General features: G+C 63.2%; 19 protein-coding genes, 1 tRNA gene and 1 pseudogene. 6 read left to right on the top strand and 15 right to left on the bottom strand.

All coding sequences use genetic code 11. From position 1 onward, the window contains the following. Window positions 1-3: 3 nt before the first annotated feature. From deoA to NLY33_RS11070, 6 genes are all read right to left on the bottom strand, one after another. Window positions 4-1,323: a thymidine phosphorylase gene (gene deoA, locus NLY33_RS11095; protein WP_023704053.1), complete on the bottom strand. Its 1,320-nt coding sequence runs from the start codon at window positions 1,321-1,323 to the stop codon at window positions 4-6. Continuing rightward, complete coding sequence (locus tag NLY33_RS11090) at window positions 1,323-2,141, bottom strand: purine-nucleoside phosphorylase (protein ID WP_023707594.1); 819 nt, start codon at window positions 2,139-2,141, stop codon at window positions 1,323-1,325. The genes deoA and NLY33_RS11090 overlap by 1 nt, the downstream gene beginning before the upstream one ends. Before the next feature lie 12 nt (window positions 2,142-2,153). Further along, complete coding sequence (gene cdd / locus NLY33_RS11085; RefSeq protein WP_023683183.1) at window positions 2,154-2,546, bottom strand: cytidine deaminase; 393 nt, start codon at window positions 2,544-2,546, stop codon at window positions 2,154-2,156. 107 nt (window positions 2,547-2,653) lie between these two features. Further along, the gene (locus tag NLY33_RS11080; protein ID WP_023683182.1) at window positions 2,654-3,625 is read right to left on the bottom strand and encodes an ABC transporter permease; all 972 of its coding nucleotides are present in this window, start codon (window positions 3,623-3,625) and stop codon (window positions 2,654-2,656) included. A 1-nt stretch (window position 3,626) separates the two neighbouring features. After that, window positions 3,627-4,766, bottom strand: coding sequence for an ABC transporter permease (locus NLY33_RS11075; RefSeq protein ID WP_023686470.1), 1,140 nt, complete (start codon window positions 4,764-4,766; stop codon window positions 3,627-3,629). Continuing rightward, a complete protein-coding gene (locus NLY33_RS11070; protein WP_023704056.1) occupies window positions 4,763-6,295 on the bottom strand; it encodes an ABC transporter ATP-binding protein in 1,533 nt (510 codons plus the stop codon). Before NLY33_RS11070 ends, NLY33_RS11075 begins: the two co-directional genes overlap by 4 nt. A 218-nt stretch (window positions 6,296-6,513) precedes the next feature. Between NLY33_RS11070 and NLY33_RS11065 the strand changes: the two genes are divergently transcribed. Further along, window positions 6,514-6,720 (top strand): SlyX family protein, encoded by a 207-nt coding sequence (locus NLY33_RS11065; protein WP_196813821.1) that lies wholly within the window; start codon window positions 6,514-6,516, stop codon window positions 6,718-6,720. Between the two features lie 13 nt (window positions 6,721-6,733). Beyond that, window positions 6,734-7,123: a hypothetical protein gene (locus tag NLY33_RS11060; protein WP_023704057.1), complete on the top strand. Its 390-nt coding sequence runs from the start codon at window positions 6,734-6,736 to the stop codon at window positions 7,121-7,123. On the opposite strand, the gene NLY33_RS11055 is transcribed toward NLY33_RS11060, so the two are convergent. The 4 genes from NLY33_RS11055 to NLY33_RS11040 form a co-directional block, all read right to left on the bottom strand. Further along, complete coding sequence (locus tag NLY33_RS11055) at window positions 7,118-7,579, bottom strand: GNAT family N-acetyltransferase (protein ID WP_023704058.1); 462 nt, start codon at window positions 7,577-7,579, stop codon at window positions 7,118-7,120. The two genes, NLY33_RS11060 and NLY33_RS11055, sit on opposite strands and share 6 nt — an antisense overlap. 88 nt (window positions 7,580-7,667) lie before the next feature. After that, window positions 7,668-8,657: a BMP family lipoprotein gene (locus NLY33_RS11050; protein WP_023704059.1), complete on the bottom strand. Its 990-nt coding sequence runs from the start codon at window positions 8,655-8,657 to the stop codon at window positions 7,668-7,670. A 252-nt stretch (window positions 8,658-8,909) separates the two neighbouring features. Continuing rightward, window positions 8,910-9,233 (bottom strand): hypothetical protein, encoded by a 324-nt coding sequence (locus tag NLY33_RS11045; RefSeq protein ID WP_023683176.1) that lies wholly within the window; start codon window positions 9,231-9,233, stop codon window positions 8,910-8,912. A gap of 116 nt (window positions 9,234-9,349) precedes the next feature. Continuing rightward, window positions 9,350-10,096, bottom strand: a complete 747-nt coding sequence (locus NLY33_RS11040; protein WP_023707593.1) for a hypothetical protein — start codon at window positions 10,094-10,096, stop codon at window positions 9,350-9,352. Window positions 10,097-10,456: 360 nt separating this feature from the next. On the opposite strand from NLY33_RS11040, the gene NLY33_RS11035 reads away from it, so the two are divergent. The 3 genes and pseudogenes from NLY33_RS11035 (at window position 10,457) to NLY33_RS11025 (ending at window position 12,351) form a co-directional block, all read left to right on the top strand. Further along, window positions 10,457-10,546 (top strand) — tRNA-Ser (locus tag NLY33_RS11035). A gap of 70 nt (window positions 10,547-10,616) precedes the next feature. Beyond that, window positions 10,617-11,069, top strand: a pseudogene (locus tag NLY33_RS11030) (amino acid ABC transporter permease); the annotation flags it as partial. A 49-nt stretch (window positions 11,070-11,118) separates the two neighbouring features. Next, on the top strand, window positions 11,119-12,351 hold the full coding sequence (locus NLY33_RS11025; protein WP_050587650.1) for a MalY/PatB family protein: 1,233 nt from the start codon (window positions 11,119-11,121) through the stop codon (window positions 12,349-12,351). Between the two features lie 161 nt (window positions 12,352-12,512). On the opposite strand, the gene NLY33_RS11020 is transcribed toward NLY33_RS11025, so the two are convergent. The 4 genes from NLY33_RS11020 to NLY33_RS11005 form a co-directional block, all read right to left on the bottom strand. Then, window positions 12,513-17,039, bottom strand: a complete 4,527-nt coding sequence (locus NLY33_RS11020; protein ID WP_156932557.1) for an autotransporter outer membrane beta-barrel domain-containing protein — start codon at window positions 17,037-17,039, stop codon at window positions 12,513-12,515. Between the two features lie 215 nt (window positions 17,040-17,254). Continuing rightward, entirely contained in the window at window positions 17,255-17,419 is a 165-nt protein-coding gene (locus NLY33_RS11015) for a hypothetical protein (RefSeq protein ID WP_156932558.1), read from the bottom strand. A 460-nt stretch (window positions 17,420-17,879) separates the two neighbouring features. Next, a complete protein-coding gene (locus NLY33_RS11010) occupies window positions 17,880-18,173 on the bottom strand; it encodes a hypothetical protein (RefSeq protein ID WP_023704064.1) in 294 nt (97 codons plus the stop codon). A 192-nt stretch (window positions 18,174-18,365) separates the two neighbouring features. Beyond that, a complete protein-coding gene (locus NLY33_RS11005; RefSeq protein ID WP_023683170.1) occupies window positions 18,366-20,159 on the bottom strand; it encodes a PAS domain S-box protein in 1,794 nt (597 codons plus the stop codon). A 155-nt stretch (window positions 20,160-20,314) separates the two neighbouring features. Here NLY33_RS11005 and NLY33_RS11000 point away from each other — a divergent pair, with 155 nt between their 5' ends. Next, window positions 20,315-20,683, top strand: a complete 369-nt coding sequence (locus NLY33_RS11000; protein ID WP_023671108.1) for a response regulator — start codon at window positions 20,315-20,317, stop codon at window positions 20,681-20,683. Between the two features lie 427 nt (window positions 20,684-21,110). On the opposite strand, the gene NLY33_RS10995 is transcribed toward NLY33_RS11000, so the two are convergent. Then, window positions 21,111-21,269, bottom strand: coding sequence for a hypothetical protein (locus NLY33_RS10995; RefSeq protein ID WP_023704065.1), 159 nt, complete (start codon window positions 21,267-21,269; stop codon window positions 21,111-21,113). Window positions 21,270-21,311 lie beyond the last annotated feature (42 nt).

The raw sequence follows: 21,311 nt of genomic DNA, 5'->3' as shown, positions 1-21,311 counted from the left end.
CCGCTACCCGCGCGGCCGCACGCGCCGGATGACAGTCTTGTCGGCGGCTGGTTTCGACGCCCCGATCGTATAGGCCGAAAGCACGGCGGCTGCGGCCGCTTCGGCCTCCGCTTGCGTGCGGGCGTGGACGAGCGCCAGCGGCTCGCCGGTCCGCACCTCGGCGCCGAGCGGCAGCAGCCTGGTGATGCCGACCGCATGGTCGATCCTGTCGTCCGGCCGCGTACGCCCGCCACCGAGCCCGACCACAGCAAGGCCGATATCGCGGGTGGCAATAGCGGTGGCAAAACCGTTGCCTGTCGCCTTGACCGCAAACTCCACCGCCGCTTTCGGCAGGTATTTTTCCGGCTTCTCGACGAAATCGGCGGGACCGCCAAGGGCTGCGACCATACGCGCGAAGGCGGCTGCCGCGCGGCCGCCGGCCAGCGTCTCGGCCGCGCGCCTGAGACCGTCCTGATTGGACGACGCCAGCCCTGCCGATTGCAGCATCTCGGCGGCCAGCGCCAGCGTCACATCCTCCAGTCGCTTGTCGCGGAACCTTCCGGTGAGGAAATCGACGGCGTTGCGCACCTCGACCGCGTTGCCGGCCGCCGACGCCAGCGGCTCGTTCATACCGGTGACCAGCGCCGAGGCCTTCACGCCGGCGCCGTTGGCGATCTCGACCAGGCTGTTGGCCAGTGCTGTCGCGTCGCGCGACTTCTCCATGAAGGCGCCATTGCCGACCTTGACGTCGAGCACCAGCGACCGCAGGCCGGCCGCGAGTTTCTTCGACAGGATAGAGGCAGTGATCAGCGGCACCGATTCCACCGTTCCGGTCACATCGCGGATCGCATAGAGGCGACGGTCGGCGGGCGCGAGATCGGCGGTCTGGCCGATGATGGCACAGCCGGTCTCGAGCACCGTCTTGCGGAAGCGCGCGATATCCGGCTGGCTGATATAGCCTGGGATGGCATCCATCTTGTCCAGCGTGCCGCCGGTATGCCCAAGGCCCCTGCCGGAGATCATCGGCACATAGGCGCCGCAAGCGGCGACGATCGGCGCCAGCATCAGCGAGACATTGTCGCCGACGCCGCCGGTCGAATGCTTGTCGGTGACCGGACCCGGCAGGTCCGACCAGTCGAGCACATCGCCTGAATCCCGCATGGCGAGCGTCAGCGCCACCGCCTCGTCGCGGTTCATGCCGTTGAAGAAAACCGCCATGGCAAAGGCGCCGACCTGGCCGTCCGAGACGCTGCCCGAAGTCACGCCCGCGACAAAAGCCGAAATCTCCTGTGCGGACAGTTTCTGGCCGTCGCGCTTGCGGCGGATGATTTCCTGCGGAAGCATCAGGCGGCGCCCTTCGGCTCCGGCAACCCATCCTGGAACACATGCGCAAGGATCGTCGCCAGCCGTGCGCCGCCGATCGGCGCCATGTCCTTGGTCTCCTGGTGCGACAGTTCCGCCCCGGTCATCCCGGCGGCGAGATTGGTGATCACCGAACAGGCGGCTACGCGAAGCCCAAGGAAGCGGGCGAGAATGACCTCCGGTACGGTCGACATCCCTACCGCTTTGGCGCCCATGACGCGGGCCATGCGGATTTCAGCAGGGGTTTCGAAACACGGACCGGAAAACCACATATAGACGCCCTTGTGCAGCGCCGTCCCTGTCGCCTTCGCCGCCCGTTCGATCGCCGCGCGCAAGCCGGCATCATAGGCTTCGGTCAGGCCGACGAAGCGGCGGTCGCTCGGCTCGCCGATCAGCGGGTTGGAGCCGGAGAAATTGATGTGATCGGTGATCAGCATCACCGATCCAGGCAGCATGTCGGGATCGACCGAGCCGGCGGCATTGGTAAGGATCAGCTTGGTGATGCCGATGCCGGCAAGCACCTCCAGCGCCGGCCGCATTGCAGCAGCAACGCCGTGCTCGTAGTAATGGGCGCGGCCGGACAGCATCAGCACCGGCGTGCCGGCGAAAAGCCCCGCGACCACCTCGCCGGCATGGCCAGTCACCCCGCTGCGGGGGAAACCCGGCAGGTCGGCATAAGAGATGCGCACGGCATTCTCGACCTGGTCGACAAGCCCGCCAAGGCCCGACCCCAGCACCATCGCCGTTGTCGGCGCTAACCCGTCCAGCCTTTCGACGAGGTGGTCCAGAGCTTCCTTCATATCAGCCAACTCTCACTTCAAAATGTCGCCACGAAACCCGTAGGGCAGCATGTCGCCCATCGTCACGGTCTCGACCACGCCGGTGTTGTCGCAAAGATAGAGCTTCGTGTCCGGCCGGCAGAACTCCGCCAGCCTTTGCCGGCAGCCGCCACAGGGCGAGCATTTGGCCATGCGCGAGGCAATGACGGCGATCTCGACGATCTTGCCGCCGCCGCCCATGATGTAATGGCCGAGCGCCGTGGTCTCGGCGCACCAGCCTTCCGGATAGGACGCGACCTCGATGTTGGCGCCGGTGAAGACACGGCCGTCTTCGGTGCGCAACGCCGCACCCACCGGAAACTTCGAATAGGGCGCGTAGGCCTTGGCCATGGCCTCCTGCGCGGCTTCGAACAGATCATGCGACATTCAGGTGTTCTCTCCGACGATCGTGGTCAAAACCCGGCGCTTTGCGTTTTCGTGGCGCCTTTCGAGCACCAGCCGCATGCTCGACTCAGTGCTCCTGGGCGCCCGGATCAACGTTCCTTGACATACGGCACGCCGCCGGCGCGCGGCGGGATCGCCTTGCCGATGAAGCCGGCAAGCAGGATCACGGTCAGCACATAGGGCAGCGCCTGCATGAACTGCACCGGCACCTTGCCGATCAACGGCAGCGGCGAACCCTGCAGGCGGATCGCCGCCGCGTCGAGGAAGCCGAACAGAAGACAGGCGAACATAGCGTTGACCGGTCGCCATTTGGCAAAGATCAGCGCCGCCAGTGCGATGTACCCCTTGCCCGCGGTCATGTCCTTCACGAAGCCGCCATTCTGCACCATCGAGAGGTAGGCGCCGGCAATGCCGGTCAGCACACCGGTGCAGATCAGGGCCCGGTAGCGCAGCCAGGCGACCGAAATGCCGGCGGTGTCGACGGCGGCCGGGTTCTCGCCGACGGCGCGCAGGCGCAGGCCGAAGCGGGTGCGAAACAACACCCACCAGGTGAACGGCACCATGGCGAAAGCGAGATACACCAGAATCGAATGGCCCGAGAGCAGCTCGGAATAGATCGGCCCGATGATGGGCACATCATGGATCGCGGCAGCACCTGGCAGAGTGATGGCCTCGAAACGCTCGCCCGGCTGCAGCGCCGGCGTGCGCCCGCCCTGCTGGAACCAGGCCTGGCCCAGAATGATGGTCGAGCCGGCGGCGACGAAGTTGATGGCCACACCGGAGACGATCTGGTTGCCGCGATGGGTGATCGAGGCGAAGCCGTGCACCAGGGCAAAGGCGACCGACATCACGATCGCCATGCCGAGACCGAGGAAGGCCGAATGGAAGACCGAAGCGGCGGCCGCACCTGCAAAGGCGCCGACCAGCATCTTGCCTTCCAGCCCGATGTCGAAAACGCCTGCGCGTTCCGAATAGAGGCCGGCGAGGCAAGCGAGCAGCAGCGGCACCGACAGGCGTATGGTCGAGTCCAGGATCTGCACGATGGCGATGAAGACGTCCATCTCAGGCGCCCTTCCCTTTGACCGCTTCGATGCCGACCGACCTTGGACTGAACGAGGCGAACAGCGCCTGGACGTAGGGCCGGAACATGTGCTCCAGCGCACCGGCAAACAGGATGACCAGGCCTTGGATGATGACGATCATGTCGCGGGAAATCGCCGGCATTTCGAAGGCAAGTTCGGCGCCGCCCTGGTAGAGCATGCCAAACAGGATCGCCGCCAGCACGATGCCGACCGGATGCAGACGGCCCATCAGCGCCACGGCAATGCCGACGAAGCCGGCGCCGGAGACGAAATCGATCGCCACATTGTGCTGGTCGCCCATCACCGGGTTCAGCGTCATCATGCCGGCCAGCGCGCCCGAAATCATCATCGCGATAATGATGATGCGGGTCTCCGAAATGCCGGCATAGCGCGCCGCTTTCGGGCTGTGGCCATAGGTGCGCATCTCGTAGCCGAGCTTGGTGCGCCAGATCAGCAGCCAGACCAGGAATGCCATGAGCAGCGCCAGCAGGAAGCAGATGTTGAACGGCGCCGAGCGGATCTTGGCGCCGAACAGTTCGATGATCCAGTTGAGTTTGGGCAGTTCGGCGCCGGCGAGGAAGTTGCGCGTCTGCGGCGCCTGCGACGCCGCCGGCTTCAACGGCCCAACCAGGAGGTAGACCATGATCGAGGCCGCGATGAAGTTGAACATGATGGTGGTGATGACGATGTGCGACCCGCGCTTGGCCTGCAGATAGGCCGGGATCAGCGCCCACAGCGCACCGACGGCGGCTCCGGCGACGATCGCCAGCGGAAAGGTCAGCCACCACGGCAGCACAGTGTCGAAGGCGAGGCAGACCACGCCCACGCCAAGGCCGGCAATATAGGCCTGGCCCTCGGTCCCGATGTTGAACAGGCCGCAATGCGCGGCCACCGCCACTGACAGGCCGGTGAAGATGAAGGTGGTGGCATAGAACAGCGTGAAGGCAATGCCGGTTCCCTTGCCGAAAGCGCCCTCGACCAGGATGACGGCGGCACGAAACGGGTTTTCGCCGACCAGCATGACGACGAAACCGGCAACGATGAAGGCCACTGACAGATTGATCAGCGGGATCAGCCCATAATCGGCCCAGGCCGGCAGCTTGGCGTAAGGCGTGCTCACTCTGCCGCCTCCTGGCGATCGACGCCTGCCATCAGCAGACCAAGCTCGCCTTCGGTCGCCTCCGGGCCGCGTTCGCCGACGATGCGCCCGGCAAACATCACCAGGATGCGGTCGGACAGCGAACGGATCTCGTCGAGCTCGACCGACACCACCAGCACCGCCTTGCCCTGGTCGCGCATGGCAATCAGCCGCTTGTGGATGAATTCTATGGCGCCGACATCGACGCCGCGTGTCGGCTGGCCGACGATCAGAACACCGGGGTCCTGCTCCATTTCTCGCGCCAGCACGATCTTCTGCTGGTTGCCGCCGGAGAAATTCGCCGTTTTCAGACGCGGATTGCCGGGCCGGATGTCATATTTCTCGATCTTGTCCTTGGCATCAGCCATGATGGCGTCGATGTTGAGGAACGGCCCTTTCAGGTAGCGCGGGTCGTCATGGTAGCCGAGGATCGAATTCTCGTTCTCCTCGAAGGCCAGCACCAGGCCGACATGATGGCGGTCCTCCGGCACATGGGCGAGCCCACGGTCGCGCAACTCGCCGGGATCGGCGGCCCCGGTCAGGTCGATCGGCTTGCCATCGAGCATCACCGAGCCGGAAACCGCGCGCCTGATGCCGGAAATCGCCTCGAGCAGTTCGGACTGGCCGTTGCCGGCGACACCGGCAATGCCGACGATCTCGCCGGCGCGGATATCGAAGGAGATGTCGTCGACCATGGTGACGCCGCGCTGGTCTTTCACCGTCAGGTTCTTGACGGCCAGCTTGACCGCGCCGGCCTCCGTCTCGCCCTTTTCGACCCGCAGCAGCACGCGCCGCCCGACCATCAGTTCGGCCAGTTCGCCGACTGTCGTCTTGCTGGTCTCGCGCGTCGCCACCATCGTGCCCTGGCGCATGACCGAGACATTGTCGGTGATGGCCATGATCTCGCGCAGCTTGTGGGTGATCAGCACCACCGTTTTCCCCTGGTCCTTCAATTGCCTGAGGATGCGGAACAGATGGTCGGCCTCGGCCGGCGTCAACACGCCCGTCGGCTCGTCGAGAATCAGGATTTCGGCGCCGCGATAAAGCGCCTTCAGGATTTCGACACGCTGCTGCAGGCCGACCGGCAATTCCTCGATGATGGCGTCGGGATCGACTTCCAGCCCGTATTCGCGCTCGAGCCGCTCCAGTTCGGAGCGCGCCTTGGCGATGCTCTTTTTCAACAGCGCATCGCTTTCGGCGCCGAGGATGATGTTTTCCAGCACGGTGAAATTGTCGACCAGCATGAAGTGCTGGTGCACCATGCCGATGCCGAGCGCGATGGCGTCGTTGGAAGTCTTGATCGACGCCGGCTTGCCGCCGACGCGGATCTCGCCGCTGTCGGCCTGGTAGAAGCCGTAGAGGATCGACATCAGCGTCGACTTGCCGGCGCCGTTCTCGCCGACGATGCCGTGGATGGTGCCGCGTGCGATCTCCAGATTGATGTCGCGATTGGCGCGAACGGCGCCAAAACTCTTGTTGATGCCGATCAGTTCGATTGCGGCTTGCGCCATGCAGCCTGTCCCACTCTTATTTTTTTATCGCTTGGTCAAAACGCCTAGCATGATGCCCCACCCGTGCCAATTGGCGGCGCAGTGGCCACTCTCGACAAATCCCGGTGCGCTTGTCAATTTCGAACGTGGCCGCAGACCTTCACATTCACTAATATGCAAGGCTCAACAGTCGCATCATGCTGCAACTGCGTGCACCAGGACCTGGGGAGTTTCGAATGATCATGCCTGTCGACCGGCTGACGACGCTGGAAATCCGCGCCGCCGAGCAGGAAAAGACCATCGAGGAACTGTCGGGCCAGATCGCCGAACAGTGGACGGCGATCGAACGCATGCAGCGCAAGCTCGATGCCCTGACCGGGCGCTTCATGGCTCTGGAGGAACAATCGGCACCCGACGTGCCGATAACCAAACCGCCGCACTGGTAGCAAGGAGAAGCCTATGGCCGGTGAAAGCGACCGCGTTGCGCGGGCGGGCGATTATGTGCTTGGCCTGATGAACGATCGCGACCGCGAACGTGCCGAGCGCGACCTGGAGATCGATCCCGCCTTCCGCGACACGGTGATGCGGCTGGCCGAGCGCATGCATGTCCTCGACCGTGGTGCGCCATCGGGCGGCAGCGATCGCTGGCGGCTGATCTCGCAACGCATCGCCGAACTGCCGCAGATGCGTGTGGTTGGCCAGGACGAAGCGAAGCCGGTGATCGGCAGACTGGAGCGGAAGCCCTATGGCGTCGTCGGCGTGCATTCGCTCGGTGGCCGACGCGGCGCCGTCATCGCCATCGCGCTGATCATGGTATTCGCGCTGGGTTATCTCGTCGGACAGCTATAGGCCGAGTTCGCGCGACATCAGCAGCATCGGGTAGCCGTCCTGCTCAAACGACTCGACCACTGCCCAACCGAGCCCGGCATAGAAGTCTCGCGCCACCCACGTATAGAGGTAGGTCCTCTCCACACCGATCGCGGTTGCATGCGCTTCGATGGCTGCAACCAGCGCGCGGCCGATCCCTTTGCCGCGGTGGTCGCTATCGACGACCAATCCCGCCAGCCAAGGCGTCAGCTCATGCGCGGGTTCAAGTTCGTGGCGAACCAGCAGGCAGGTCCCGACCGGGACGTCCCTTATCCGCGCCACAAGCGCCGCCTCGAAGCCATCTCCGTTGAGCAACTCGCGAAGCCCGGCGACGTCCTCATTCAGCGTTCTTGCGCTGCCCTCGAAAAAGGCGGCGATGCGCAGTCGCGCCACTGCATCAACATCGCGTTCGGTCATCGGTCCGATGGTCGGCTTCACTCTCGCCTCTCAAGTTGCGGCCCCCGTCAAACCCAAAAACAAAACCGCCGGACTCTCGCCCGGCGGTTTCAACTCTAATGGATACAGATCAATACGGGCAGGCGTTGTCGGCGGTGTAGTCGTGCACCTGGATCGTGCCGGCGATGATGTCGGCCTTGGCCTTTTCGACGGCAGCCTTCATCTCGTCGGTGACCAGCGCCTTGTTGTTGTCGTCCATGGCGTAGTCGACGCCGCCTTCCTTGAGGCCGAGATTTTGCAGGCCGCCCTTGAAGGTGCCGTTCTTGCCGTCCATGAAGGCGGTGTAGACCGCAACGTCGACGCGCTTCAGCATTGAGGTCAGCACCTTGCCGGGCTGCAGGCCGTTCTGGTTGGAATCGACGCCGATGCCGAGCTTGCCGGCATCCGCCGCCGCCTGCAGCACGCCGACGCCGGTGCCGCCGGCCGCGGCATAGACGACGTCGGAGCCCTGGTCGATCTGCGTCTTGGCGATCTCGCCGCCCTTGGCCGGATCGTTCCACGCCGCGGGCGTGTCACCGGTCATGTTCTGGATGACATCGGTCGCACCGGCCGCCTTGGCGCCGCCGACATAGCCGCATGCGAACTTGCGGATCAGCGGAATGTCCATGCCGCCGATGAAGGAGACCTTCTTGGACTTCGAGGCCATCGCCGCCAGGATACCGACGAGATAGGAGCCTTCGTTTTCCTTGAACACAAGCGAGCGGACATTGGGCATGTCGACGGCATCGTCGATGATGGCGAAGTTGAGATCGGGATATTCCTTCGCGACCACCTTCAGCGCATCCTCCCAGGCAAACCCGGCCATGACGATCGGGTTGCGGCCGTCCTCGGCGAAGCGGCGCAGCGCCTGCTCGCGTTGCGAGGCGTTCGACACTTCGAACTCGACATAGGCGGTGCCGGTCTCGGTCTTGAACTTTTCGGCGCCGTGATAGGCAGCCTCGTTGAAGGACTTGTCGAACTTGCCGCCGAGATCGTAGAGGATGGCCGGCTGGACATCCGCGGCGAAAGCCGGAAGAACCATTGCGGTTGCGGCCAGGAGGCCGAGAACGATACGTTTCATGTGATCCACACCCTGTCGGTTATTTTTTTCCGTTACGCGCCGTCCGCCTGCCCGGTTCTCCGGCAGGCATGCGGCATCAGCCAGGAGTGTACTCCCCTCCCGCTCAAGGCAATCTGGCACGGCCCGAAACAAAATTCACGCGGAATTTTGACCTTTTGGAAAAGCATGCCCCCCGTTGGAAAAACATGCCCAAGACGGTGACAGCTGTGGGCGATTGCCACATTGTCGTCGCAAGTCCGCTGGGACAACCCATCAGCCCGGCGCGAATTCTCCGCCGCGCCGCCGGCGCCGATAGCCGATCGCATAGAGGATGAAGGCAAGCACCGCGAACACGGCAAACCCCGGCTGGGCAAGCACCCAGGCGATGCCGCCATCCCATATCATCGGATTGACCTTGGCGCGCACAAAGGTCTCGAAGGCCGCGCGGGTGTCGGGCGAAACCGCCAGCCAGCTCGAATTCAGCGGCGTCATGACCAAAGTGGAAGCCGCCACCGAGCGCGTCGCGTCGAGCACGGCCATGATGACGGCGACCGAGAGTGCGATCATGGCCGCGAGGCGAAACAAAAAACGCAACATCGAAATCTTCCCCGGTCCTCAAGTTCCTCCCGAGGACCTTCCGGTCAAAGGCGAGGAATAGAATGCGCACGCCCGGCGTGCAATCGCCATACGCGAATTTGAAGCCTATCGCCCGCCTATATGGCCACCTTTCGGCTCCGCCGATGGACGAGCCAGACGCCGAGGACGCCGCCGCCAATGGCCCCGACCACCAGCCCGGCAAGGCCGATGAACACCGCGAAGTAGCCGCAGCCGCCTTCGAAACAGCTGATGTCGGTGGCTTCGGCGATCCCCGCGCCAAGCGCGAAGCCGGCGACAGTGCCGACGACGGCGCCGAGGATGATGCCGGCCAACGCGGCGACGATCGAACCAAAGGCTGACGGTGCCTGCGCTTCCGGCCTTGCATAAAAGGCCTTGGCCTCGTCGCGGCGGCGCAGCAGGTAAATGCAAAACAGGCCGATGACGATTTCGGTGGCGGCGATCGCAAGCTCCCTGGCGGAGACGGTGAAATCGGGCACGGTCAGCGCATAGACCTGCTCGGCCAGCCGCCAGGCGATGGTGGTGATCTGCCAGATGGTGAAATGACGCGGAAAGCGCGCGGAACGGCTGAAGGCGAGGCCGAGCAGATAAAGCCCCCACACGATGGTGACGATGTCGAAGGCCAGTCCGCCAAGCACGAAATAGAAGATCCTGTCCGGCACGCCGGAACTCTCGAACAGCCACCGCGCCGAGACCAGCCAGTAGACCGACCATGCCATGACGAAGAGGAGCCAGACCACGGGCACGAAGGACAGCCCGCTGTCCGAACGCCCTGCGGGCGTCAGCCCGCCTGGCATGCCTCCGGCCGGCGTTCCGCTGGCCGGCTGTTCATTGCTCGATGTCATGTCTGGACGTTGCCCTCGCAAAGCCTCCGCCGCACTCGACAGGTGGCGAGGGGCGAAGTCAAGCGCGGCCGGCCCTGCCGCCTTGCCCGTGGAACACCATTCAGAACCGAAGCGCCTTAGAAGCGGAGCCGTTCAACGCCCCGCGAAACGATGCATGGCCGGCAAAGCGAATAGACTGCCGTTATGGCTTGGCATTCGGCGCCGGATCGACTAGATGAGCCCCGCGCCTGTTTAATTGACGGGCGCCGGGAAGGGCATCCGCTGGTTGGCGGTGTCCATCAAGCGGGTCTTCCCGCAAATCCCAAAGGGATGCATCTCCCCAACCCGCGTGGCAAAACCGGCCGGCGCGAATGCAAGGACGGAGAGGTGGCCGAGTGGTTGAAGGCGCACGCCTGGAAAGTGTGTTTACGGGAGACCGTAACGCGGGTTCGAATCCCGCTCTCTCCGCCATTATCAAGCCATTGAAACCGCTGCGATTTCCCTTCCCAGCGGGTGCGGCTGACTTTACTTCACATGCTCGCCCTGGGTTGTCCCGGATTATCTGACGCCTGATCGACTGTTGCGCCCGCTCATCGCGATAGCGTTGTTCTCGTCCGCCTATATGGCCGAGGTCGTGAGAGCCGGCCTTCAGGCGATCCCGAAGGGCCAACACGAAGCGGCCAAGGCGCTCGGGATCGGCTACTTCGACATGACGCGCCTGATCGTCCTCCCTCAGGCGTTGACGATCGTCATACCGAGCATCGTCTCGACCTTCATCGGTCTGTTCAAAGACACGACTCTGGTCGCCGTCGTCGGCATCGCGGATTTCCTGAAGGCCGTCGAAACGGCGCGCGTCGATCCGAACTGGGCAGGCCCGACGATCTCATCAACCGGCTACCTCTTTGCGGGGTTGGTCTACTGGAGCTTTTGCTTCGGCATGTCGCGTTACTCGCAATCTATGGAGCGCCAATTGGCGCGTGGCCACAAATCCTAGGAGGCGATGATGATGCCGCAAGCAATGCCCGCGGCAAGGTGACTATCAAATGGCTTGTGCAGACACGCCCGCATCGGCGCATGGGCAGCGACATATCGCGGGAATAGATTTCGACCAGATCCACGACCGTCAGCAGTTCGGATCCGTCAAATGGGCCAACCAGTGGGACGAGTTCTCTCCCCAGGTCGAGGGCCAGGACCTGCTGTCGCTGTGGACGGCGGATATGGACTTCCGCGCTCCGGAAACCGTCATCGCGCGACTGCGCGAGGCTGCGGAGCATGGCATTTACGGCTACACACGCCGCGATCCGCGCCACTATGAGATCGTGCAATCGTGGTTCGCGCACCGGCACAACTGGTCGCCGAAACTGGAGACCTTGCTTCCCGCGCCGGCGATCATGCCGTCCGTGGCTGCGATACTGCGAACCTTCACCAAGCCCGGTGACGGCGTCATTGTGCAGTCGCCCGTGTACTCGCCCTATTTCGAAGTTGTTCAGGGAAACGGGCGGGTTCTGCTTACGAACCGGCTGAGGCTGCGGAACAACAGATATGAACTCGATCTCGAGGATTTCGAGAAACTGGCGGCCGGCGGTGCCAAGGCATTCCTGCTGTGCAATCCTCACAACCCTGCCGGAATGGCCTGGACCCTCGAAGAATTGGCGGCGTTCAACGACATCTGCGAGCGCCATGGCATCCTGGTCATATCCGACGACATTCACTGCGACATAAGGTTGTCGGATCGCCCCCACATCGTCTTCTCCTCCATCTCGGAAGATGCTGCGGAGAAATCGTTCATCTGCACCGCTCCAACGAAGACTTTCAATCTTGCCGGGGTTCCTTCGGCAACCATTTCGGTAGCCAGCAAAAAGCGCCGCGAGGCGCTTCTTGCCGCAATGCAGGCGTCATTCATGGTGAATGCGAACTTTTTCGGCCGCCTGGCCCTGGAGGTTGCTTACAGCAGCGGCGCGCCGTGGCTCGACCAACTCACGCGCTACATCGCCGGCAACATCGATCTGGTTTGCGAGTTCGCCGGTGAACACCTTCCAGGCATCACGCCCATGCGGCCCGACGCATCGTTTCTGGTGTGGTTGGATGCGTGCGCGCTCGATCGCCGAGTGGGTGGAATTCAGAAATTCTTTGTCGATCGGGCCGGGGTTAATCTCTATGACGGCCGCGTCTATGGGCCTGGCGGCGAAGGCTTCATTCGCCTGAATGTCGGCTGCCCGCGTCCTCTGTTGCGCCAAGGACTGGAGCGCATGTCCAGCGCGCTGGCATCCCTGTGATCGACCGCCAGGGTGCTTCGGATGCGAGCCTGGTACTTGATGCCGGCAGCCGGTAAGGAAACGTCCGAGGGCGACGAGCCGGGTGGCCCGCAAGTCCGGATTCCATAGCCGTGCCGGACACGACCCTCAAGCCAAAGTCGACATGTCCAGCTTGATCGCCGCTACCATTTCACAGCGAACCCGAGCTTGGCGCCCAGGGCGTGGCTATCGCCAAAATCCTTGAGGCTTGTCCGCGCTGTCCCTTCTCCGAAGACGGCGTAGCGACCGTCCGCCCAGCTCAGCGAGCCACCGAGGCCGACACCGCCCCACAGCGCCTGATTTTCGCTGACCAGTTTCGTGCCAGACACATCGACATCATTTCCGTCGAGGAAGTCGTAGTAAAGGTTGCCGAGCCCGTAAATGTGCGTGCGGCTGACTTGCCCCGCATCGTCCACCCACTGGTCTTCATAGTCCGCGGAGAGGCCGAGGCGGCCGACGAGACTGTTGCTGCTGCCGGGCGACACGACGGCGCCAAACGGGTCGGTGAACGCGTCGAAGTCGACCGAGGAATAGGCAAGCTGGGCCTGCGGCGTCAGCGACCAGTTGCCTTTGAGGGCGATCTTCTGTCCGGTCTCCACGCTCAGCCCGTAGCCGAAACCGTTGTTGCCGTCCGCAAGCGTGGTGCCCAGCGTGGCCGACCGGATGTCACTGTCATACCATGTCGCCTCGGCCTGCGCGTCGACGTAGAAGCCACCGCTGCCGAACCAGGTGAGCGTGCTGCCGACGCCGTAGCCGGTGGCAGCGATCGACCCTGCCCCGAAGATCGAGGAGACGTCCGACGACGCGGTTCCGTAGTGGGCCGTAATCCCTCCGATCAGGGTACCGGCGTCGCTTTCGTGCAGCAGGCCATCGACGCCGGCCTGCAGCTTCCAGGTGGTCACGTCATAGTTCGTGCCGGAGGTCGACGTCTCCGGCTTGATCTCGGCATGGGCAGCTTCGATGCGCGCCCATATCGCCTTGCCGTCGACCGAGCCCTGGCCTGGCAGGTCCGCACCTTGCGGTGTAGCACCCTCGCCCCACGACCGATTGCCGATGCGTTGCTGCATGGTGCCCAGTTCATTGAAGGCCTGCAGCACCCCTTCATAGGCCTCGTACAGCGGCACGCCGGGCGAATAGAGCGGCTGCGGATCGGGATCGCCGTTGACCAGGGCCGAACGCAGATACCAATCGCCGTCGGCCGGCGTGCTGACGCCGTTCTTGTAGAGCCTGTATGCGTAGGCGCCGCCGACGACCGCTGCATCGCCTTCGAAGGTATAATTGCCGTCGAGCGAGAAGCTGCCGTTCGAGACGCCGCCGACGTCGACGACCTTGATGCCTCCGACCGTTTGGGCGCCCGACCCGCCGAAATTGACGACCTGAAGGGTACCCGTCCCTGACGTGTTGCCGGCGATCACCAGCATGTCTGTCGGCGAACCGTCACCACCGAGCGCAGCGTTGAGAACGACGGCGCCGCTATTGCCGACATAGTCGCCGCTTACGGTAAGTGTGTCGCCTGGGACGCCACCCGCGATGCGCACCGTTCCGGCGTTGCTCAGCCCCGCAATCGTCTGGGACGTGCCGGCAAGATCGAGCGTGGCGCCCGAGGCGACGGAAAACTGCGAGGAGGAACTGAACGCGTTCGCAGCGCCCGCGGCAAGCGTGCCGCCGCTGACCGTAGTGGCGCCGGTAAAGCCTGAGTTGTCCAACGCAAGCAGCAGCGTGCCTTGGCCGTCCTTGATGAACGTACCGGCGCCCGAGAGCACGCCGGCATAGCTGGCGGAGGCGACTTGGTCGAATGTGAAGGAGGCGCCGGCGCCGATCGCGACATCGCTACCGAAGCGCTCGGCTGCCGAGACGAGGCCGCCTTGATTGACGGTCCAGTCCAGCAGCGACGTGCCTGACAGCGTCAGCACGCCGGCGCCATCCTTCATCATTGCGCCGGTGCCGGAGATATCGCCGGCGAAGCTGGCGTCCGCCGCCTGGTCGAACACGACAGTGCCGGAATTGCCGATGTAGCCACGAATCGAGGTTGCATCGCCGACCAGCGTGCCAGCGCTGACCAACGTGTTGCCGCCATAGCTGTTCGTTCCCGTAAGCGTCAGCGTGCCGGCGCCGGTCTTGGCAAGGCTGCCAGCGCCAGAGATCGCACCGGACAAGGTCAGGTCGGCCACAGTGTCGAAGGTGCCGCCGGCCGACGAAAGCGTGACGTCGCGCGCCGAGCTGAACGCCGCTGTGTTGCGCAGCGTCCCGCCGGAGAGCGTCAGGCCGCCAGCGGCAACGCCGAGATTGTTGTCGGCTGAAACAGATAGCACGCCGCCCAGGACGGTGGTGCCGCCCGTGTAGGTGTTGGCGCCGGACAGCACCAGCGTGCCCGCATCGGTCTTGGTCAGGCTGCTGGTCCCGGTTAGCACGGAGGCGATGGTGGCGGTGTAACCTGCTCCGGCCACCGTGCCGTCGCCGACCCGAATGATGCTCTCGCCGCCAGCGCCATCAAGCGTGATGGCTTCGCCTTCGATGCGGTAGCCATCGGCGGCGAATTGCATGCCCGTAATCGCAAGCGCGCCGGCGCTGCCGTCGGCGATGACGGTGCCGCCGAGCGTCTGGAAGATGGCGAAGCCGGGCTGCGGCTTCATCGCGCCAGTTACCAGGCCGGTGCTCGTCGTCCAGTTCAGGCTTGTCGCCGTCCACGTGCCGTTGCCGCCGTCGACCAGATCGTTGTTGGCATTCCCGGCCGCGTCACCGTCCCAGAACAACAGGTCGTTACCGACACTGCTGATAAGATTGACCTGGTTGGCGACAGAAGTCTGCACCGTCAAATCGGCCGCCGTGACGCCGGCCGGCAGATTGCCGAGTTCGAGACCATTGTCGGTGAGGGCGCCGCCATAATTGATGAGCCGGTAGACGCCAGGGCCAAAGCCGCCTACATCGGTGATGTTGAGGCTGCCGTCCAGCGTCAGCGCTCCGGTCACCTCGATCAGGTCGTTGACACCGCCGCCGACAATTCCTGCCTGGCCGAGCTCGTAGTCGAGCATAGAACCGGAGCTCAGGCTGAGCGATCCGACCGTAAGCGTACCCGGACTGGAGCCGGGGGCCAGCACGCCGCCATCGGCGACGATCACCGCGCCGCCTATCGAGCCGGAGCCGCCCAGCGTGCCGCCGCTGTTGACCGTCGTTTCGGTATTCCCAAGCGAACCTTCGACGACGAGCTTGCCCCCGTCGACCGTGGTGCGGCCGGAATAGGTGCTGTCGCCGTTGAGCACCAGGGTGCCGGCGCCCTCCTTGTAGACGCCGCCCACGCCGCTCAGCTCGCCATTAGCGGTCAGCGTCGTACCCGCCGCCGCGCGGAAGTAGCCATAGGCGGAAGTGAGCTTGACATCGCGGCTCATGGCGAAGCTTGCTGTCGTGCCGAGTTCGCCGCCGTCGAGTGTCAGCAGGCCCGTAGCGGCACCCAGATTCTGGTCCGACGCGACCGAGATGCTTTTGCCGGTCCCGACCTTGGTGCCGCCGCTGTGGGTGTTGGCACCGGTCAGCGTCAGCGTGCCGAAGCCTTCGATGTCGACGCTGCCCGAGCCGGAGATATTTCCGCCGAAGGTGTGGGGGCCGAGGTCGAGAAACGAGACAGCGCCGTTGTCCAGGATGTCGCCACGGATCGCCACGGTGTTGCCGGCAAGCGTTCCTGCATTGACGATGTTGCCACCCGTATAGCTGTTGGACAAATTGCTGACGTTGAGCGTGCCGGCGCCGCTCTTGACCAGTGTGCCGGTGCCGGTCACCTGGCCTGACACGTCCAACTGCGTGCCTGCCACCGTGTCGAACCCGCCGGTCGAATTGATCAGGACATTGCGATTGGTGGCGAAGCTGGTGGTCGTGCGCAACGTGCCGCCGTCGAAGGTCAAGCCGCCCGAGAGGGCGCCCAGATTGTTGTCACTCGAAATTTGCAGGGTCCCGCCGGACAAGGTCCAAGGCGTGACGGCAGTTGTCGTCCCCGTTAGGGTCCAGGTGCTGTTTCCGGTTTTCTCGTAGAACCCAAACCCGTCATATTTGGCGCCAGCGCCGATCTGCGACACACCGAAACTGGCGCTGATATCGCCACCCAGCTTGAATGTATCCGCGGCGCTGAAAGCGACCACATTGCCTGTGATGGTGGAGCCGGCCTGAATCTCCAGCGAATTGACGCCGCCGGTGAACTGGATGGCTTTGCCGGCCGCCGGCGTTCCGCCACCGGTGCCGACGGCACCGCCGCTGATCGTACCCGCATTGATGACCGCGATGTTGGCGCCCTTGATCCCTGCGGCGCCATCGCCGCCTGCCAAGGAGCCCTGACCGCCACTGCCGCCAACGATCGTCGCACCTAGCTTGTTGATGACGGTTCCACCTGAAAGCAGCAGAACAGCGGCGCCACCGTCCCCACCGCCGCCGAGAACTGTTCTTCCACCGGCACCCCCGAGCAGATTCCCGCGGTTCTGGATTGTCCCGCCGCCCATCAGGACGATGGCAGCTGCGCCGCCGCCACCACCTGCTTGGACCCCAATTGTGGAGAGACTCGTGCCGCCGGTAACGCTGCCGCCCGCCTCTACAAACACGTTTGCGGACGAGAATATGCCGACGCCGCCACCACCGCTGCCGCTGTTGCCATTGGTCCCACCTCGGCCGCCAGTGCCACCACTCACCGATCCTGTGCCATTGACTGTAACGTCGGCCGTGGCACTGACGCCCACACCGCCACCGCCACCGCCGCCGCTCCTGACGACACCATTCGTGCCAGGGGAGCCCAAAGCGCCGGCCCCGCCGCTGATGCTGGTTGCAATGGTCCCGTCTGTCGAGATGACCAGACCCGTAGCACCAGTGGCACCGGCAACGCCATTTGGGTTGTTGGCTGTCCCACTTACCGCTCCCGATCCTCCTGGCGCCCCGTCACCCGTCGTGAGGTCAATGCCGCCACCACCGCCACCAGCGGTCGCGCCATTGGCGGCATTCTGACCCGTGGCACTCGCGAGCGCGCCGTCAACGCCACCTTGTCCAGCGCCTGCGCTGCTACCATTGCCGCCATCGGCCCGAGCCGGCGCGGCGCTCAGCGCAAGGGCAACAGTTAGGATCGTCAAGGCGGAAGTGCCGGAGCGAAGCGACACGACTTGCGGCAAGCGCGCGAGATGCAAAACCCAAAACCCATCACGCGCAATCCGCTCCGCCATGCCTAAGCTCCCTGATTCCTGAGTGCGCGAAGGCAGCATGAAAGCTATTCGCCCGCAAGAAGTTTATAGTCGTGAGAGCTACCAAGAAGCTAACGGTGATCAGTAAAATGAAGTCTGCGACTTTTGAGCGACAGAAAATAGTCAATATTAGATATAGCTTATTAAACAGAGACCTTACGGAATCGCGAGAACAATCTCGCTGCATGAATTTATGCGGAAACGTTCGGACCTCCTGGGCCCAGCCGATCCCATCGGGCGGAGGTGAGTTTCGCCTCTACGGGGCGATGAGGCGCTAGGCTGCCCCTTGGGCGACCCTCACTATCCTGCAAGAAGTGATTCTGTAATCGACTCCCACTCTGCGTCTAGCTTGCCAGTTGCCACAGGCTGCCCGGCGCGGCGGTACCAGTAGGCTGCATTAGAAAGGTCGCCTTCTTTGCGGTGCAGATAGGCATGAACCCATACAGAGGCCGGATCAGATTCGTTGGCCTGCACACACTCATGCGCCCGCTCCCAATCGCCCTGTCTATCCCACCATAGAGCGTGGAGCGCCATCCCAAGATTCGCCGGGGGCTCTACACCCTGAAGGGTCGCACGGAACTCGTCGATGTCCATAGTTACCTCGCCTCTGGCTACGCCGGTCCTGTCCCGTTCCGTGCAACGAAATGCGCCCTCTGCCGGTGATTTGCTCTGCCGACTTTAGCAATGGCTCTGGCGATCTTTAGCGGAAACGGGGTTTTCGCTCGGCAAAGGCCGCATCAAGGGCTTCCAATTGACGAATGCTCGTTGCAGGGCTGCTTCCTGCTTCTAAGCTTCATGGTCGGCAGAAGCTGCCACGGAAACCAAAGGCGCTTCCAGGCTCCATGTTATGCCATGCGGACCGTGTTCGAGAATTCCCTGCCCACTGACCGCTGCGGGCGCAACCCGCTTCAGCACAACGGTTCCAAAGCCACCTTGTCCGACAGTCTGGACCTGCGGACCATCGGATTCGGCCCAGGTGAGGTGAAAGAGCCTCGAAGCACCGGAACCGGTGATGCCCCATGTGACCGAAATCCGGCCCTTGTCCCCTGAGAGCACGCCGTATTTGGCCGAGTTGGTCGCCAGTTCGTGGAAGGCAATCCCGAGATACTGAACTGCGTTGGGACTGAGCACCAATGATGGGCCCGACATTTCGATCACATCCCCCCGCGGGAAAGGCTCGACCTGGGCCGCCAAGAGGTCGCTGATCGTGGCACCCTTCCAATCCGCCGAAACAAGCAGGTCGTGAGATCGCGACAACGCCATGATGCGCTCGCGCACCTGGGTTTCAAAGTGTTTTGGCGTCTCCGATCGCTTGTTGGTCTCCCGGATCATCGACAGGATGACCGAATACTGGTTTTTCACCCGGTGGTTGACCTCGCGCATCAGCATGCGGATGCGGTATTCATTCTCCTTCGCCGACGTGATGTCTCGCGCTATCTTCGATGCGCCGGTGATCTGCCCGGTTGCGTTACGCACGGGCGATATCGTCAGCGAAACCGGAACCAGGCTGCCATCCTTGCGCAGGCGGGTCGTTTCGAATGGTTCGACGCGCTCGCCGCGGCGAATGCGTTGGAGGATGCGGGGTTCCTCGTCCTGATGGTCTTCGGGGATCAGCATGGTCACCGACCGGCCAATCGCTTCGTCGGCGGTATAGCCGAAAAGCCGTTCGGCGCCGTGGTTCCAGCTTTTTATGATGGTGTTGAGATCCTTGCTGACGATAGCGTCAAATGAGGATTCCACGATCGCTGACAGGTGCTGCCTGGTTTCTTCGGCACGCTGGCGGTCCGTCAGGTCCAGCAGCATGTTGACGGCGCCAATCAGAGCGCCGTGCTCGTCCCGCAGCGGTGTCGGGTAGGGCAGGAACGGAAAAAACGATCCATCGGGACGCTGCGCAACAGCTTGCTGATTGCGGACCGGCCTGTTCTCCTTGAGCGCGATGGCCATCGGGCATTCATCGTGCGGCAATTCCTTGCCGTCGGCACTGAACAGCTTGAACGTCACACACCATTTATCCTTGCCGACCTCAGGCTCCCTGCCTGCCAGATCGGCCGCGGCGCGGTTGTAGTAGGTGATCGTCCCATCCTGATCGGTCGTGTAGATGGCGACGGGTAGGCCGTCGAGTATCTGGTGATAGGTACTGTCATGCTGCCTGAGCTCCGAGCGGGTGTGCACCAAGTCGGTTACATCGACCGTGAAGCACCGGGTGTTGATCAGCTTGCCGTCCCGGAAATGTCCGCTTGAGGTGACTTCGACGTGCTTGATCGATCCATCGCTGGCCCTCAATCGCGCCGGATATCTTACGATCTTCTCGCCATTGGCAAGGCGACCCAAAATGTCCTCTATGACGTCCCGGTCGGGATAGAACTCGGCGATGTGGCAACCGAGGTAGTCCTCTGCGGGATAGCCGAGAAGGTCGAGCTCAGCCTGGTTGGCATGCACGATTACGCCGTCTGCGTTCACCAGATGGAGGGCAACGGCGCCGTTTTCGAAGAAATCCTTGTAATCGAAATCCAGACCGTCATTGCTGGACACCCCCGGGTTTTCGAAGGCGACAACATTCGCCTGTGTTGCTTCATGCATCCCAAACACCTTGTCCAGTCCAACCAAATATAATGCGGCTTGGATCAGTTGGTTCCCATTGCTCGCGGTCTCGACCCGCTGCGTACGGGAACCGGACCCTAAAAGGGTCGTAGCCTCGACTCGTCTTCCATCTACAAACGTGCGATCATCCGCGCATGGGCAAACCCTTGGTCCTTGTCGTCGACGACGAAGCCTTGATAGCACTGGATATGGAGTCCACTCTTTCGGAGGCGGGCTTTGCCGTGGCATTGGCGGCGACATGTTCCCAGGCGAAACGTTTTCTTGCGGACCATACCCCCGCCGCAGCGATCCTGGACGTAAGGCTGTCGGACGGCGAGGCTGTTGACGCGGCAAAAACCTTGGCAGGGCGGGCGGTTCCTTTCATCGTCTATTCCGGCCTGGGGCTCGAGGAAACCCCCGAAGCGTTCTCGTCCGGCGTAAGAGTGATGAAACCCGCCGGACCTGCAGAGGTGGTCCGGGCTCTCAAAGCGATGACCGCCGGGCAGCAGAAGGCGACGGGATAGCCGTGCTCTGAGCACCTTCGGTCTAAACTAGCCAGGCGCTGCCGGAGCAGCTGCCGTGCCTCACGGAGCAGCGAATTGCGGCCGGTGCCGATCAGGCGAACAAGGTCGCGCGCTTGATCCTCGGTGATGCCGGTCTCCCTGGCAATTGACAACACCAGTGCTTCTTCCCTTCCACTTTCTTAGGGTCGTGCCTTGCCCGTGCTGGTCATGCCTTCTCCATCGGCTCAACGCCAAGATCTGCGAGAGACATTCCTCGACGCACGGTCAACCTCTTTGTGCCGCGTTTGAGCGGCGGAGATAGCGGCTCAATTTGCATTACCCGGATCCATCCTGGCACAGCCAAGAGGCCGGTCCGTTCGCACGATAATGCGCCCCGCGCAGGGACGGCGCCAGCATGGGCCAGATCGACCAGACAGATTGAGCAGTCCTATGTCTCTCCGAACTCGGTTTCATTTCTTGACGTCGGGTGCCGCTCGTAGTCAACGGGCGGCGGCAGGAGCATGATTTCGGTCTCCTTGCGGCCGAACTCTCTGCCGATCTGGAACGCTGCATAGATCGCGCCAAGGCGGATAAGGAATCTAAGCATGGGGGGTCTCCTTCGATGTTAGGAACCGCAAGGCCGCGAGAT

It is taken from the genome of Mesorhizobium sp. C432A (assembly GCF_030323145.1).
Classification (GTDB): domain Bacteria; phylum Pseudomonadota; class Alphaproteobacteria; order Rhizobiales; family Rhizobiaceae; genus Mesorhizobium.
Note: the sequence above shows the minus strand (reverse complement) of the source record. Positions and strands in the feature narration are given on the sequence as shown.